The following is a 13,635-nucleotide window of genomic DNA, read 5'->3' on the forward strand; positions in this document are numbered from 1 at the left end:
AGTTTTATGTCTTTCGACAGCTCAATGAATTCTGAATTTATTTTAATATCTTTCGATATTGAATTGACTGTGCCGAAGTAACTTATAAATAAGTTACTTCTGTTGGTCACTCAGTTTTCAATTGAGACTCTAATTTGTTTGCCTCGCTACCTAAGTAGGTTGGCTGTTAGAACTCAATCTGTACGAGTGCCCACACAGATGATTGCTTTATATTGTTAAAGAACGTTTTGAGTCGCTTTAGCGTCTCAAGGGATGCGTATAATACATCCTTTATTTTTCGAGTCAACACTTAGTTTTAAACTTTCTTTTTGGAAGATTTAAAACCGAAGTTTTATTTAACTCTCTGAGTAGTTGCTGCCTTGCTATGCTTCGGCGTTTCCCTTCTCAGTGGGGTCGCATTATAGGGAAATCCGAAAACAGATCAACTGTTTTTTAAAGAAAACTTGAAATAAACTGCTGTTCGCTGAGTATTTGAGCTAAACGCTTAAAAACACAACTAAACTACTATCGTTAAGAAATTTATAGCGCTATTTGAAATTAAAGTTATGACAACTACTAATGAATAAAGACATATTTGGATCATCTATGCTAAATAACTAACCAATATGAGAAGACTCGTATTACTTAAAATCATTTAAAGTAATCAAAAGGCGAAAATTGAATTGATCGAGCTATGTTTAATCATAATTTAATAATATTAAGAAGTAAGTTTACTTAGGCCGTAATACTCAACCTTGATATGAGATTCTTAATATAGGTATATAGGTAAATAGGTAAATAGGTAAATGAGTACACGTTATGTCTTATAATCAGATTTATAAATATAAACTTCGTAGTGGGCCGCTCTACTGGATAATCTAAGTTTTGGAGTTGTATTATATAATAGCTCTAAACGAACAATATATAATGAAGATAATCCTTAACCATGATCAGATAGGCTATTTTGAATGAGTAATAAGTAAAGAGTAACTAGGTAGGGGTATTAAAGCAGGTCTTAAAACAACTTATCAATTTAGAATCTATGAGTCAGTACTCGTAAACGATCATAATAGAAGGTAATCACTGATTCATATAGATTAACAAATTTTAGGCAAGAAAAAGCCGAGCATAGGCTCGGCTTTTAGGTTTCTTTAAGACTTACTCTGCAGACTGTGCGTCTTCTTGAACTGCTTCGCTAGTCGCTGGGCGACCAACTAGTTCAATATAAGCCATTGGTGCATTATCACCAGTACGGAAGCCACACTTAAGAATACGAGTGTAACCACCTGGACGATCCGCGTTACGTGGACCGATTTCACTGAATAACTTACCAACAACTTCATTATCACGCGTGCGAGCAAACGCTAAACGGCGATTTGCTACACTGTCAGTCTTAGCCAGTGTGATTAAAGGTTCAATTACACGACGTAACTCTTTCGCTTTAGGCAAAGTAGTTTTGATGATTTCATGTTTCACCAAAGAACCTGCCATATTGCTAAACATCGCTTTACGATGGCTACTGTTACGGTTTAATTGACGACCACTCTTACGATGGCGCATGACCCTATCCTTCTAACTAAACTAATATAGTGATTTAGATTATTCAGCTAAACTTGCAGGTGGCCAATTTTCTAGGCGCATGCCTAGAGAAAGTCCACGTGAAGCTAGCACGTCTTTAATTTCAGTTAGAGACTTCTTACCTAAATTAGGCGTTTTAAGAAGCTCAACTTCAGTGCGCTGAACTAAATCACCGATATATTGAATTTGCTCGGCTTTCAAACAATTTGCTGAGCGTACTGTTAGTTCAAGATCATCAACTGGACGAAGTAGAATAGGATCGAATTCTGGCTTCTCTTCTTTCTCTTCTGGCTCAGTTACATCACGTAAATCTACGAATGCATCTAATTGCTCAGCTAAGATAGTAGACGCACGGCGGATCGCTTCTTCTGGATCTAAAGTGCCGTTTGTTTCCATATCAATGATTAACTTGTCTAAATCTGTACGTTGCTCAACTCGAGCTGATTCAACCGAGTACGCAATACGTTCAACTGGGCTAAATGATGCATCAAGCAACAATCTACCAATTGGACGCTCATCGTCATCAGAGGATAAACGACTAGATGCCGGCACATAACCACGACCACGTTCAACACGAATACGCATGCTGATCTCGCTGTTATTTGTTGTTAAATTACAAATAACATGATCTGGGTTAGCAATTGTTACATCGCCATCGTGCTGAATATCTGACGCAGTCACAGGGCCTACACCAGATTTAGCCAGGGTCAGAAAAACTTCATCTTTGCCTTCTAACGTTACTGCTAAACCTTTTAGGTTTAATAGTATTTCAATGATGTCTTCTTGAACGCCTTCTTTCGCGCTGTACTCATGCAATACACCGTCGATTTCAACTTCAGTTACTGCACATCCAGGCATAGATGAAAGCAGTATACGGCGTAAGGCATTACCCAAAGTGTGACCGAAGCCACGCTCAAGTGGTTCTAAAACTATTTTAGAACGTGTTGGGTTGATAGCGTCGATATCGACTAACCTTGGTTTTAGAAATTCTGTAACAGAACCCTGCATTTTATCCTCTCTTAACTCTTAACTTTACTTAGAGTAAAGTTCGACGATTAGTTGTTCATTAATGTCCGCAGACAGATCTGAACGCTCAGGTAGACGCTTAAAGCTGCCTTCCAATTTCTTACCGTCAACTTCAACCCAAGTCGGCTTTTCACGTTGCTCAGCCAACTCTAGAGCAGCGATGATACGTGCTTGTGTTTTAGACTTCTCACGGATTACAACAGTATCTTCTGGAGCAATTACGTACGAAGGAACATTCACAACACGACCATTAACTAAAATCGCTTTATGGCTTACTAACTGACGTGCTTCTGCACGTGTGCTAGCAAAACCCATGCGATATACAACATTGTCTAAACGTTGCTCTAATAGCTGTAACAAGTTTTCACCTGTATTACCTTTAAGGCGAGCAGCTTCTTTGTAGTAGTTACGGAATTGCTTTTCTAATACACCGTAGATACGACGTACTTTTTGCTTTTCACGTAATTGTAAACCGTAATCAGATAAGCGACCTTTACGAGCGCCATGCTGACCAGGTGCAGTCTCAAGTTTACACTTAGAGTCGATAGCTCTTACGCCGCTCTTAAGGAACAGGTCAGTGCCTTCACGACGACTCAGCTTGAGCTTAGGGCCCAAATATCTTGCCATGTTATTTCTCCTAACCTATTGTTAAACGCGACGTTTCTTCGGTGGACGACAACCATTATGTGGTATTGGCGTCACGTCAGTAATGTTGGTAATACGGTAGCCAGCAGCATTCAAAGCACGTACAGCAGATTCACGACCTGGACCTGGACCTTTGATGAAAACTTCTAGATTTTTTAAACCGTATTCTTGAGCAGCAGTACCTGCACGCTCTGCAGCAACCTGAGCAGCAAATGGAGTAGATTTACGTGAACCACGGAAACCTGAACCACCGGCAGTAGCCCATGATAGTGCATTACCTTGACGATCGGTAATCGTTACAATAGTGTTGTTGAAAGAAGCATGAACATGAGCCATACCATCAGCAACTTGTTTTTTAACCTTTTTACGACGAATTGGTGTCTTAGCCATAATACTATCCCCTTATCGCTTAATAGGCTTACGAGGACCCTTACGGGTACGCGCGTTAGTCTTAGTTCTTTGACCACGTAGTGGTAAAGAGCGACGGTGACGTAGGCCACGATAACAACCAAGGTCCATTAGGCGCTTGATATTTAAAGTAACTTCACGACGAAGATCACCTTCAACGGTGTACTTGCCAACTGCATCACGCAATACGTCAAGAGTTTCGTCTGAAAGTTCACCGATTTTTGTGGTCTCGGCGATACCAGTCGCTGCTAAGATAGCCTTAGAGCGAGTCTTACCTATGCCATAAATAGCTGTTAAACCAATAACTGCATGTTTATGATCAGGGACGTTAATGCCAGCAATACGGGCCACTAACACATCTCCTATATTCGAATTTGGTAATCATCTGTTTGAAGAGCCCGTAAGGATACTCAAACGAAGACCAAATCACTACTAAAAACACAGGCCGAGAAAACTCAGCCTGCACGCTGTTTACTTAACCTTGCCTTTGCTTATGCTTAGGCTCACTGCAAATTACGCGTACTACACCAGCACGTTTAATAACTTTACAGTTACGGCATATTTTCTTAACGGAAGCACGTACTTTCATTGCTCAACTCCGTAAACTGACCTTATCGACCATAGCCTTTAAGGTTCGCTTTTTTCAGCACAGAATCATACTGATGAGACATCAGGTGAGTCTGTACTTGTGCCATAAAGTCCATGATAACAACTACGATAATCAAAATTGATGTACCGCCGAAGTAGAATGGCGTTTGCCATGCCATTGTCATGAATTCAGGCACCAGACAGATAAAGGTTATATACAAAGCACCTGCCAATGTCAGGCGTGTCATCACTTTATCAATGTATTTAGATGTCTGCTCACCTGGACGAATACCTGGGATAAATGCGCCAGATTTCTTCAGGTTATCTGCTGTTTCACGTGGGTTAAACACCAACGCTGTGTAGAAAAAGCAGAAGAAGATGATAGCTGCTGCTAAAACCATTGCATACAATGGCTGACCTGGGGTCAACGTTGTAGCTATAGCTTGTAACACATCAGCGACCGGACCTTCACCCTGGCCGAACCAGCTGGCAATTGTACCAGGGAACAGAATTATACTGCTAGCGAAAATTGGTGGAATAACACCCGCCATATTTACTTTTAGTGGTAAATGCGTGCTTTGGGCAGCAAATACTTGACGACCTTGTTGGCGTTTAGCGTAGTTAACAACAATACGTCGTTGGCCACGTTCAAAAAACACTACAAGATAAGTAACAGCGAATACGATTACCGCAACCATCAACAGTACAAAAACATTCAAATCACCTTGGCGCGCCATTTCAGCTGTCGAACCAATAGCAGACGGCAGGTTAGCTACAATACCAACAAATATTAAAACAGAGATACCGTTACCAATACCACGTTCTGTTATTTGTTCGCCCAACCACATAAGGAACATAGTACCAGTCACTAAACTCACCACTGCGGTGAAATAGAAACCCATACCAGGGTTAACAACTAACCCTTCCATCATGCCCGGTAAGCTTGTGGCAATACCGATTGATTGGATAGTAGCAAGCACAAGCGTGCCATAGCGTGTGTACTGGCTAATTTTTTTACGCCCTTGCTCACCTTCTTTCTTAAGCTCTATAAACGGAGGATACATATGCGTTAATAGTTGCGTAATAATCGAAGCCGAGATATACGGCATAATACCCAGTGCTAACACTGAAGCTCGCTCAAGCGCACCACCGCTAAACATGTTGAACATCTCAACAATGGTGCCCTTTTGTTGCTCGAAGAAATCGGCAAGTACAGCGGCGTCAATCCCAGGGATCGGCACAAATGAACCTAGACGGTATATAATGATAGCACCTAATACGAAGAGTAATCGGCGCTTCAATTCCGAAAGTCCACCTTGTGCACTTTGCATATCTTGACCTGGTTTAGCCATTAGTACTTCCTTAGTCTTCTACCTTGCCTCCGGCAGCTTCGATAGCTTCGCGTGCACCTTTAGTGGCTCTAAGGCCCTTAACGGTAACAGCGCGTGAAACTTCGCCAGATTTAACAACTTTAACGAACAAAACGTTCTTTTTAACTAGACCAGCTGCTTGTAACGCGCTTAGGTCTACCACATCGCCTTCTACTTTAGCGATTTCGTATAGGTTTATTTCTGCAGATACTAATGATTTGCGAGAAGTGAAACCGAACTTAGGTAGACGACGTTGCATAGGCATTTGACCGCCTTCGAAACCAACGCGTACTTTACCGCCAGAACGTGATTTTTGACCTTTGTGACCACGGCCACCAGTCTTACCAAGACCAGAACCGATACCACGACCAACACGTTTTGGAGCAGTTTTTGAACCTGCAGCAGGTGAAAGTGTATTCAAATGCATGAAATTAACCCTCTACCTTAACCATGTAAGAAACCTGGTTTATCATACCACGTACACATGCTGTGTCTTCTAACTCAACAGTGTGGTTGATACGACGTAAACCAAGACCGCGTAATGTAGCTTTATGTTTCGGTAAACGACCGATAGAGCTTTTTACTTGTGTTACTTTTACAGTTTGATTTGCCATGGTTACCCCAGTATCTCGTCTATGCGAAGACCACGTTTAGCAGCAATCGACTGAGGAGAATTCATATTCTCAAGAGCAGAGATTGTTGCACGCACTACGTTGATTGGGTTAGTAGAACCGTAACATTTAGAAAGTACGTTCTGCACACCAGTCACTTCTAGTACCGCACGCATTGCACCACCAGCGATGATACCAGTACCTTCAGAGGCTGGTTTCATAAACACTTGTGAGCCAGCATGACGTCCTTTAACAGGATGCTGTAATGTGTTGCCATTTAGGTCTACATTGATCATATTGCGACGTGCTTTTTCCATTGCTTTTTGAATAGCAGCTGGAACTTCACGTGCTTTACCATAACCAAAACCTACTTTACCTGCGCCATCACCAACTACTGTTAGTGCTGTAAAGCTAAAGATACGACCACCTTTAACTACTTTAGACACACGGTTCACCGCGATTAGCTTTTCAGCTAGATCAGGCTGTTGTTGCTTTGCTTCTACGTTAGCCATTGTCTACTCCTAGAATTGCAAACCGGCTTCACGCGCAGCATCAGCTAGCGCCTTCACACGGCCGTGATATTTAAAGCCACTACGATCAAAAGCAATCTTTTCGATGCCTTTGTCAGCCGCACGTTCAGCAACCGCTTTACCAACTGCTTGCGCAGCTGCAACGTTGCCGGTGCCTTTAACTGTTTCGCAAATAGCTTTTTCAACAGTAGAAGCAGCAGCCAGTACAGTACCCTCAGCAGTAACTACTTGAGCGTATATGTGACGTGGCGTGCGGTGGATAACAAGACGCGTTGTGCCTTGTTCAATATAATTTCTACGAGTGCGTTTAGCACGACGTAGACGAGCTGTTTTTTTATCCATCGTCTTACCTTACTTCTTCTTAGCCTCTTTACGGCGCACATTCTCATCTGAATAACGAACACCCTTGCCTTTATATGGCTCAGGTTTACGGTATGCACGAATGTTAGCAGCTGTTTGACCAACTAACTGCTTATCTACGCCCTTAACTAGAACTTCTGTTTGGCTTGGAGTTTCAATCGTAATTCCTTCAGGAACTGCGAAATGAACTGGGTGCGAGAAACCAAGAGTTAAATCTAATGTTTTACCCTTAGCTGCTGCACGGTAACCAACGCCTACTAACTGAAGTTTCTTCTCGTAACCTTCATGCGTACCAACAATCATATTGTTGATTAGAGCGCGAGCAGTACCTGCTTGAGCCCATGCATCTGTTACGCCTTCACGAGGTAAAGTTGTAATAACGTTTTCTTCAACTTTTACTTCAACAGCGTTGTTGATAGTACGAGTTAATTCACCGTTTTTGCCTTTAACTGTGATTTCCTGGCCTTTTAATGTAACTTCTACACCGGCAGGAACACTAATTGGTGCCTTTGCTATGCGAGACATAGTTCCCCTCCGATTAAGCTACAAAACCAATGATTTCACCACCAACGCCTGCACTACGTGCTGCGCGGTCTGTCATTAGGCCTTTAGAAGTTGATACGATAGCGATACCTAGACCACCCATTACCTTTGGTAATTCGTCACGTCTCTTATAGATACGTAAACCAGGGCGGCTAACACGCTGGATATTTTCAATAACAGCTTTGCCTTCGAAGTACTTCAATTCGATAGAAAGCTCAGGTTTTACGTCGCCATTGATTGCGAAATCAGCGATGTAACCTTCATTTTTTAATACTTTAGCTACTGCTACTTTCAGTTTTGAATTAGGCATCGTTACAGATACTTTCTTCGCTGACTGACCGTTACGGATTCGTGTAAACAAATCCGCGATAGGATCTTGCAAGCTCATAGTCTTACTCCCGTGATTCTTTTACCAGCTAGCTTTTTTAAGGCCAGGAATTTCACCGCGCATAGCTGCTTCGCGAACTTTAATACGGCTCATGCCGAATTTGCGAAGGAAACCATGTGGGCGGCCCGTAATGTTACAACGATTACGCTGACGTACAGGGCTAGAATCACGTGGTAAAGCTTGTAGCTTAAGTACCGCGTCCCAACGATCATCTTCAGATGTATTAACATCACTGATGATAGCTTTTAGTGCTGTGCGCTTTTCAGCGAACTGAGCAACTAGTTTTGTGCGCTTTGCTTCGCGCGCTTTCATAGAATTCTTTGCCATAACCCTACCCTTATTTCTTGAATGGGAAGTTAAACGCTTCTAACAACGCACGGCCTTCCTCATCAGATTTCGCAGAAGTAGTGATAGTAATATCCATACCGCGTACACGGTCTACTTTATCGTAATCGATTTCTGGGAAGATGATTTGTTCACGTACGCCCATGCTGTAGTTGCCACGTCCATCAAAAGACTTAGCACTTACGCCACGGAAGTCGCGAATACGTGGGATAGCGATTGATACCAAACGCTCAAAAAAGTCCCACATACGTTCGCCACGTAGGGTTACTTTACAACCTATCGGGTAACCTTCACGCACTTTGAAGCCAGCAACAGATTTGCGTGCTTTAGTGATTAGAGGTTTCTGACCAGAGATTGCAGCTAGATCCGCAACAGCGTTATCTAGAATTTTCTTGTCAGCTAGGGCTTCGCCCACGCCCATATTCAATGTGATCTTTTCGATCAGAGGGACTTGCATGACAGAGCTGAAACCAAACTTCTCTTGAAGTTCAGCTACTACTTTGTCTTTATATACTTCATGCAGTTTCGCCATCATTCTACTCCAACTATTAAATAGTTTTACCAGTAGATTTAAAGATACGTAATTTCTTACCATCTTCAATCTTGAAACCTACACGATCTGCTTTACTCGTTTCCGAGTTGTAGATCGCAACGTTTGATACGTCGATAGACGCTTCTTTCTCAACAATACCGCCAGGCTGGTTCAATTGTGGAACCGGCTTTTGGTGCTTTTTGATCAAGTTTATGCCTTCGACAAATAATCTTCCAGATTCAGTAACAACTGAAAGCACTTTTCCGCGCTTACCTTTGTCTTTACCTGCTAGAACGATTACTTCGTCATCACGACGGATTTTTGCTGCCATGATAGACTCCTTACAGTACTTCTGGGGCTAGTGAAACGATTTTCATGAACTTATCATTACGAAGTTCACGAGTCACAGGGCCGAAGATACGAGTACCAATAGGCTGCAAGTTATCATTTAAGATAACAGCTGCATTGCTATCGAAACGGATCAAAGAACCGTCTGGACGACGAACGCCTTTTTTGGTGCGCACAACTACCGCGTTTTTAACATCACCTTTCTTCACTTTACCGCGAGGAATAGCTTCTTTTACAGAAACTTTAATGATGTCGCCAATCGCTGCATAGCGACGGTGAGAACCACCAAGGACTTTTATACACTGCACTTTGCGAGCGCCGCTGTTATCAGCAACTTCCAGCTGAGTTTGCATTTGGATCATGTTAATGACCTCCGGTGTAGTAATTACAACTTGTCTTAAATTCGTTTAAAATCAAGACATTTCGATTGAAATCCACTCAAAAAACAAGCTAGTTGTCTCTTAAGGGCGGGCAATTGTACCAGCATTACGGGGGGAGCGGTAGGTTATTTTTTAATTAATTATGAGGGAAAGCTAATTAATATTGAGTAATTACGGCTATCTAGCTATTTTACATATGGTTACAAAACAAACAAGGCACTATCTTAGTGCCTTGTAGATTATTTATCAGGGTTTTAGCCAAACAAACCTTTCAATTTATCTTTAAGTTTGTCTTTTGCTTTTTCTTTGAGCTTTTCTTTTGCTTCTTCTTTAAGCGCATTACCAAAATCAAGCTTAATGCCTACATCATGGAATGGCCCTTTAATACGCAGTGGTATTTTAAAGCCGGTACTATCATCGGTTGTACCCTGCCCCTCAATAGAACCGACTATACCGGTTACTAGTCGGTAATTAATAACAGTATTAGGTAAATCCACATCACCTTCGCCTGAAATACGGATCAGTGGGCTGATTAACGACAGGTCGTTATTATGGCCCACCCCATTAGTAAACTTAAAGCTACCCGTTAATGCTGAGAAGTCGGTTTGCTGTGACTTATCAAAGCCAGTATCTAGTCCTTCTGATACAGCCCCTACATTACCTTTAAGCAACTCTTTACCTTTGCGAATCATTTCAGCTATATTTGCGCCTTGTACTGCGCCATTAGCAAACTCAAACCCTAACTCACCATTAAGTGCGTTAACAAACTCTTTTTGGCTTTGCCCATTTGTGGTTAAGTTCCAATTTAATGAGCCATTACCCATTAATTTATCAAATCCTGCGGCATCGGTTAATAACGGTTGTGCATCAATACCTGCCAAATCAAAATTAGTGGTTATTTTATAAGGTATTTGCTGGGCATTAATATTAATTGCCCCTTTCCCTGTTCCCTCATAGGCTGCAAAGTTATCTAAGCTTAATTTAGCGACACTATTTTTTAACGCTACTGTAAATTGGTTTGCACCGAGTTTAATATCGTTAGCTTTTAAACCGCTTGAGCGTATTACTACATTAGCATCAAGCGTATTTAAGGCACTTAAGTCTATTTTAGTGTCGTCCCATACAATAGGCTCTGCTGGTTTAGTTTCGTCTGTAGTTGGCTGCTCTTTTTTAGCTACGGCTTCTGGTAAGTATGGGTTTAAGTCAAGCATACCTAAGTCAATGTTTGCCATTACAGCAAGTCGTTTACCTAAATTAAGCTCACTTTTACCTTTTATTTGCAGTGCATCTAATGTGGCAATAAGCTCTTCAAGCTTAAATTGCTCACCCGCTAAATGCATTTTGCCATTTACACTAAAAGCATTAAAGGCGTTATCTTTGGCGTTTAACTCTACACCTTGCCATTTGGCTATATTTTTTACCGAGTCTCCACTTAGCGCTAACTGACCTTTTATATCTTGGCCTTGTTTAGCAATAGTTCCCTCAAAGGTTAAATCAACTAAACGTGAATCTAAACTCTGCTGAATATTAAAAGTAGTGCCTTCGATCGCTTTTGCTGGCGTATCTAGTTTTACATCAAGCTCAAAGCGCTCTTGCATGTAAGTTATTGCGCCTTTTACTTCTAATGTTTTACGCAGTGATGGAAGTAAAATAGCCAGTTCTAAATCACTTATTTGCTGTTTAACCCCGGTTTTACCATCTAAATAAGTAAAGGTACCACCATAAATGGCAACCTCCCCTAGCTCAATGTCAAAGTTCTCAGGTAATTTTATAGCTTCCGCAGATCCTGTTTGCTCTTTAGGCTGCTCAGCTACCGCATCAAATAGCTGCCAGTTAGCTTTACCGTTTTTATCGGTCTCTAATAAAATATCAGGCTCGTTAATAACAAACTTATCGAGTTTAAATTCACCATCTAATAGCGATAGCCAAGGGATGTGTACTGCAAGCTGCTGCATACTTGCCATATCGGCGCGAGAGCCCGATTTCATGTTGGCAAAATGTACATCATTAAGTTCTAATTTTAATGCAGGAAATACACTCAGCGTTTTATCGCCTTTAATAGTTAATGTACGTCCTGTGGTTTGTTCTACCTGCTCAGAGACTTTATTAAAAATAGCATCAGTAGGAATTAAAAAGGGTGCTGCAACGATAAGTGCAATACATAACAGCAGTATTACACCTATAATTTTAAATAAGGTTTTCATGATCGTCCTTTCAAATGTGCAAATAATACTCATATCATAGCGAGAGTTATCACTAAAATCATTGTCAGTACTAAAAAAAATAACTTTCAACTAATTTATTTTTTAATGATGAATCTACGCGCTAATAATATCAACACTATTTAAATATTAACAAACAACACATGATCGCTTTATAAAAAACAACAAATCATTACTTTTCAACAAGTAAGACATGAAAAACACACTGCCGTATGATTTTCAAACAATCTAAACTAATTGAGTTTTCATCACTTAAGTTAACTATTTTATTGTTTTAATAAATTAATAATTATGAGCACTTTAACTGTTGTATTCTTAAGGCTTGTATATGCCTCTGTTGTTATTGCAAGATTTGCGCTAAAATAGACCAGCTAAAAAATGCATCTAACTCGAGGTTCTACAAGGCATGAAAAAACTGCTAATTTCACCGTCACAAATGTCGCTAGGCGAGCAAGAAAACCAAATATACCAAAACATTCTGAAGCAATCCTCAGAACTCAGCCTAAATCTAATGGCCGTGAAAGTAGAAAACCACCCAGATGATTTTTTACTTTGGTGCTATGAACTGCTTAACGCAAGCAAAGATCGTATGAATTACGACTTGCTAGAGCCGCAACAGTTACCAGTACTAAAAAAACTGCACGACCAACTTATTTCTGCTATTAGCTTTTTACAAGTTAAAACGTTACGTGTAGCGCCTTGGCCTATAGTAACTACATTTATTGAGCAGCACAAAGATCTTATTGCACTTGATGAGCAGCTTCGCTTAACAAGCTACATTGCAAGCATTCGCCCGCAATCACTTAAAGATATGATCCCAGAAGACTTACTTGCGTTTAGTGGTAAGCACATGGCATCGCTTGATCCAAGCACTTACAACTTTGATGTTGAATGGTTTGCATCAACTAAAAGCGCTAAAGCGTTTCATCAACTACTGGCTGATATGCCTGATGCGTTTGATGATGCACTTAGCAATATTCCGTTGGAAGGTAATATTACTCATTATGAGTACCAGCAATTTGTTGCTGCTTACTTAAAAGCTTTTAGCGATGGTAACGAAAAGCCAACGCTCGCTCCAGCAACTCGCTTATTAGCGATGCGTCGTCCTGACGTATTTACTCCTATTAGCAATAATAGATTAGATGCTTTATGTGGCGCACTGGGTGTTAGCAAGCTAAAAAACACTGACTTTGAGCGTTACTGGCAAGACATAGTACAGAAAATTCAAACTCTGTCTTGGTTTAAAATGGCTAAAGCAGACAACGAATTAGAAGAGCAGCTGGTAAGCATTAAAGCGCTTATTCCGTGCTTTTTTTACTATGCAGACACCACAACAGCCGATAGCTCTAATTACATCAAGCTGCTAAGCAAGCCAAAGCGCAGTACTTCAGGTACAGGTAAAACTAAGCGTAGAGGTAAAGAATCTGCAGAAATTTTAGTAGACCGCGCACTTGCAGCTGACGATATTCCTGAGCATATTCGTAGCAAACGTGATTCTATTATTAATGAAGTACAAAAAGGTCGTGGAGTTAACGAAACAATTAGCTTAATGCGTACTATTTTTGGTTAATTATTAATAACTAACCTAGCAGCGCCGATTTGGTGCAGCTAGGTTAATTTATGCACCACAAATGTAAAACCCCTTAAAATCTTATCTCTGCACCTCTCCCTCTACTAATTATAAGCTATTGTTTTAAAACACCTAAAACCATATTCACTGCAATAAAGTGAAGCTGGCATACCCCGTGCAATCTTCTTTTCTGTTAAATAATAAAATGCTGC

General features: G+C 40.9%; 19 protein-coding genes. 1 reads left to right on the forward strand and 18 read right to left on the reverse strand.

Translation table 11 applies throughout. The features are described from left to right. Positions 1-1,137: 1,137 nt before the first annotated feature. From rplQ to J5X91_RS10835, 18 genes are all read right to left on the reverse strand, one after another. Positions 1,138-1,539: a 50S ribosomal protein L17 gene (gene rplQ / locus J5X91_RS10750; RefSeq protein ID WP_002959450.1), complete on the reverse strand. Its 402-nt coding sequence runs from the start codon at positions 1,537-1,539 to the stop codon at positions 1,138-1,140. 39 nt (positions 1,540-1,578) lie between these two features. After that, the gene (gene rpoA, locus J5X91_RS10755) at positions 1,579-2,565 is read right to left on the reverse strand and encodes a DNA-directed RNA polymerase subunit alpha (protein WP_011329437.1); all 987 of its coding nucleotides are present in this window, start codon (positions 2,563-2,565) and stop codon (positions 1,579-1,581) included. 24 nt (positions 2,566-2,589) lie between these two features. Beyond that, the gene (gene rpsD, locus J5X91_RS10760) at positions 2,590-3,210 is read right to left on the reverse strand and encodes a 30S ribosomal protein S4 (protein ID WP_011329438.1); all 621 of its coding nucleotides are present in this window, start codon (positions 3,208-3,210) and stop codon (positions 2,590-2,592) included. A gap of 21 nt (positions 3,211-3,231) precedes the next feature. Further along, positions 3,232-3,618 (reverse strand): 30S ribosomal protein S11, encoded by a 387-nt coding sequence (gene rpsK, locus J5X91_RS10765; protein ID WP_002959471.1) that lies wholly within the window; start codon positions 3,616-3,618, stop codon positions 3,232-3,234. Positions 3,619-3,630: 12 nt separating this feature from the next. Further along, positions 3,631-3,987 (reverse strand): 30S ribosomal protein S13, encoded by a 357-nt coding sequence (gene rpsM, locus J5X91_RS10770; RefSeq protein ID WP_006794252.1) that lies wholly within the window; start codon positions 3,985-3,987, stop codon positions 3,631-3,633. Between the two features lie 124 nt (positions 3,988-4,111). After that, complete coding sequence (gene rpmJ, locus J5X91_RS10775; protein ID WP_002959476.1) at positions 4,112-4,225, reverse strand: 50S ribosomal protein L36; 114 nt, start codon at positions 4,223-4,225, stop codon at positions 4,112-4,114. Between the two features lie 22 nt (positions 4,226-4,247). Continuing rightward, positions 4,248-5,576, reverse strand: coding sequence for a preprotein translocase subunit SecY (gene secY / locus J5X91_RS10780; protein WP_011329439.1), 1,329 nt, complete (start codon positions 5,574-5,576; stop codon positions 4,248-4,250). Between the two features lie 10 nt (positions 5,577-5,586). Beyond that, positions 5,587-6,021 carry a 50S ribosomal protein L15 gene (gene rplO, locus J5X91_RS10785; protein ID WP_011329440.1) on the reverse strand — a complete coding sequence of 145 codons (435 nt, stop codon included), beginning with the start codon at positions 6,019-6,021 and terminating at the stop codon, positions 5,587-5,589. A 4-nt stretch (positions 6,022-6,025) separates the two neighbouring features. Then, positions 6,026-6,208, reverse strand: coding sequence for a 50S ribosomal protein L30 (rpmD, locus tag J5X91_RS10790; RefSeq protein WP_011329441.1), 183 nt, complete (start codon positions 6,206-6,208; stop codon positions 6,026-6,028). 2 nt (positions 6,209-6,210) lie between these two features. Next, positions 6,211-6,717, reverse strand: coding sequence for a 30S ribosomal protein S5 (gene rpsE / locus J5X91_RS10795; protein WP_011329442.1), 507 nt, complete (start codon positions 6,715-6,717; stop codon positions 6,211-6,213). Positions 6,718-6,726: 9 nt separating this feature from the next. After that, positions 6,727-7,077, reverse strand: a complete 351-nt coding sequence (gene rplR / locus J5X91_RS10800; protein WP_011329443.1) for a 50S ribosomal protein L18 — start codon at positions 7,075-7,077, stop codon at positions 6,727-6,729. Between the two features lie 9 nt (positions 7,078-7,086). After that, positions 7,087-7,620, reverse strand: a complete 534-nt coding sequence (rplF, locus tag J5X91_RS10805; protein ID WP_011329444.1) for a 50S ribosomal protein L6 — start codon at positions 7,618-7,620, stop codon at positions 7,087-7,089. A gap of 13 nt (positions 7,621-7,633) precedes the next feature. Continuing rightward, a complete protein-coding gene (gene rpsH / locus J5X91_RS10810; protein ID WP_011329445.1) occupies positions 7,634-8,026 on the reverse strand; it encodes a 30S ribosomal protein S8 in 393 nt (130 codons plus the stop codon). 21 nt (positions 8,027-8,047) lie between these two features. After that, a complete protein-coding gene (gene rpsN, locus J5X91_RS10815; RefSeq protein WP_011329446.1) occupies positions 8,048-8,353 on the reverse strand; it encodes a 30S ribosomal protein S14 in 306 nt (101 codons plus the stop codon). Positions 8,354-8,363: 10 nt separating this feature from the next. After that, positions 8,364-8,903, reverse strand: coding sequence for a 50S ribosomal protein L5 (gene rplE / locus J5X91_RS10820; protein WP_011329447.1), 540 nt, complete (start codon positions 8,901-8,903; stop codon positions 8,364-8,366). Between the two features lie 16 nt (positions 8,904-8,919). Beyond that, on the reverse strand, positions 8,920-9,234 hold the full coding sequence (gene rplX / locus J5X91_RS10825) for a 50S ribosomal protein L24 (protein WP_011329448.1): 315 nt from the start codon (positions 9,232-9,234) through the stop codon (positions 8,920-8,922). Positions 9,235-9,244: 10 nt separating this feature from the next. After that, the gene (gene rplN / locus J5X91_RS10830; RefSeq protein WP_011329449.1) at positions 9,245-9,613 is read right to left on the reverse strand and encodes a 50S ribosomal protein L14; all 369 of its coding nucleotides are present in this window, start codon (positions 9,611-9,613) and stop codon (positions 9,245-9,247) included. Positions 9,614-9,885: 272 nt separating this feature from the next. Further along, positions 9,886-11,835: an AsmA family protein gene (locus J5X91_RS10835; protein ID WP_208834837.1), complete on the reverse strand. Its 1,950-nt coding sequence runs from the start codon at positions 11,833-11,835 to the stop codon at positions 9,886-9,888. A gap of 424 nt (positions 11,836-12,259) precedes the next feature. Between J5X91_RS10835 and J5X91_RS10840 the strand changes: the two genes are divergently transcribed. Next, positions 12,260-13,423 carry a hypothetical protein gene (locus tag J5X91_RS10840; RefSeq protein WP_208834838.1) on the forward strand — a complete coding sequence of 388 codons (1,164 nt, stop codon included), beginning with the start codon at positions 12,260-12,262 and terminating at the stop codon, positions 13,421-13,423. The last annotated feature ends 212 nt before the right edge of the window (positions 13,424-13,635 follow it).

The organism is Pseudoalteromonas sp. K222D, assembly GCF_017653575.1.
GTDB lineage: Bacteria > Pseudomonadota > Gammaproteobacteria > Enterobacterales > Alteromonadaceae > Pseudoalteromonas > Pseudoalteromonas nigrifaciens.

Bases quoted from the DNA above. Each gene is read 5' to 3' on its own strand.
- rplF (WP_011329444.1), bottom strand. From the start codon at position 7,620: ATGTCTCGCATAGCAAAGGCACCAATTAGTGTTCCTGCCGGTGTAGAA.
- rpsE (WP_011329442.1), bottom strand. From the start codon at position 6,717: ATGGCTAACGTAGAAGCAAAGCAACAACAGCCTGATCTAGCTGAAAAG.
- rplR (WP_011329443.1), bottom strand. From the start codon at position 7,077: ATGGATAAAAAAACAGCTCGTCTACGTCGTGCTAAACGCACTCGTAGA.
- rpoA (WP_011329437.1), bottom strand. From the start codon at position 2,565: ATGCAGGGTTCTGTTACAGAATTTCTAAAACCAAGGTTAGTCGATATC.
- rpsN (WP_011329446.1), bottom strand. From the start codon at position 8,353: ATGGCAAAGAATTCTATGAAAGCGCGCGAAGCAAAGCGCACAAAACTA.
- rplO (WP_011329440.1), bottom strand. From the start codon at position 6,021: ATGCATTTGAATACACTTTCACCTGCTGCAGGTTCAAAAACTGCTCCA.
- rpsK (WP_002959471.1), bottom strand. From the start codon at position 3,618: ATGGCTAAGACACCAATTCGTCGTAAAAAGGTTAAAAAACAAGTTGCT.
- rpmJ (WP_002959476.1), bottom strand. From the start codon at position 4,225: ATGAAAGTACGTGCTTCCGTTAAGAAAATATGCCGTAACTGTAAAGTT.
- rplX (WP_011329448.1), bottom strand. From the start codon at position 9,234: ATGGCAGCAAAAATCCGTCGTGATGACGAAGTAATCGTTCTAGCAGGT.
- rpmD (WP_011329441.1), bottom strand. From the start codon at position 6,208: ATGGCAAATCAAACTGTAAAAGTAACACAAGTAAAAAGCTCTATCGGT.
- J5X91_RS10835 (WP_208834837.1), bottom strand. From the start codon at position 11,835: ATGAAAACCTTATTTAAAATTATAGGTGTAATACTGCTGTTATGTATT.
- J5X91_RS10840 (WP_208834838.1), top strand. From the start codon at position 12,260: ATGAAAAAACTGCTAATTTCACCGTCACAAATGTCGCTAGGCGAGCAA.
- secY (WP_011329439.1), bottom strand. From the start codon at position 5,576: ATGGCTAAACCAGGTCAAGATATGCAAAGTGCACAAGGTGGACTTTCG.
- rpsH (WP_011329445.1), bottom strand. From the start codon at position 8,026: ATGAGCTTGCAAGATCCTATCGCGGATTTGTTTACACGAATCCGTAAC.
- rplN (WP_011329449.1), bottom strand. From the start codon at position 9,613: ATGATCCAAATGCAAACTCAGCTGGAAGTTGCTGATAACAGCGGCGCT.
- rpsD (WP_011329438.1), bottom strand. From the start codon at position 3,210: ATGGCAAGATATTTGGGCCCTAAGCTCAAGCTGAGTCGTCGTGAAGGC.
- rplQ (WP_002959450.1), bottom strand. From the start codon at position 1,539: ATGCGCCATCGTAAGAGTGGTCGTCAATTAAACCGTAACAGTAGCCAT.
- rplE (WP_011329447.1), bottom strand. From the start codon at position 8,903: ATGGCGAAACTGCATGAAGTATATAAAGACAAAGTAGTAGCTGAACTT.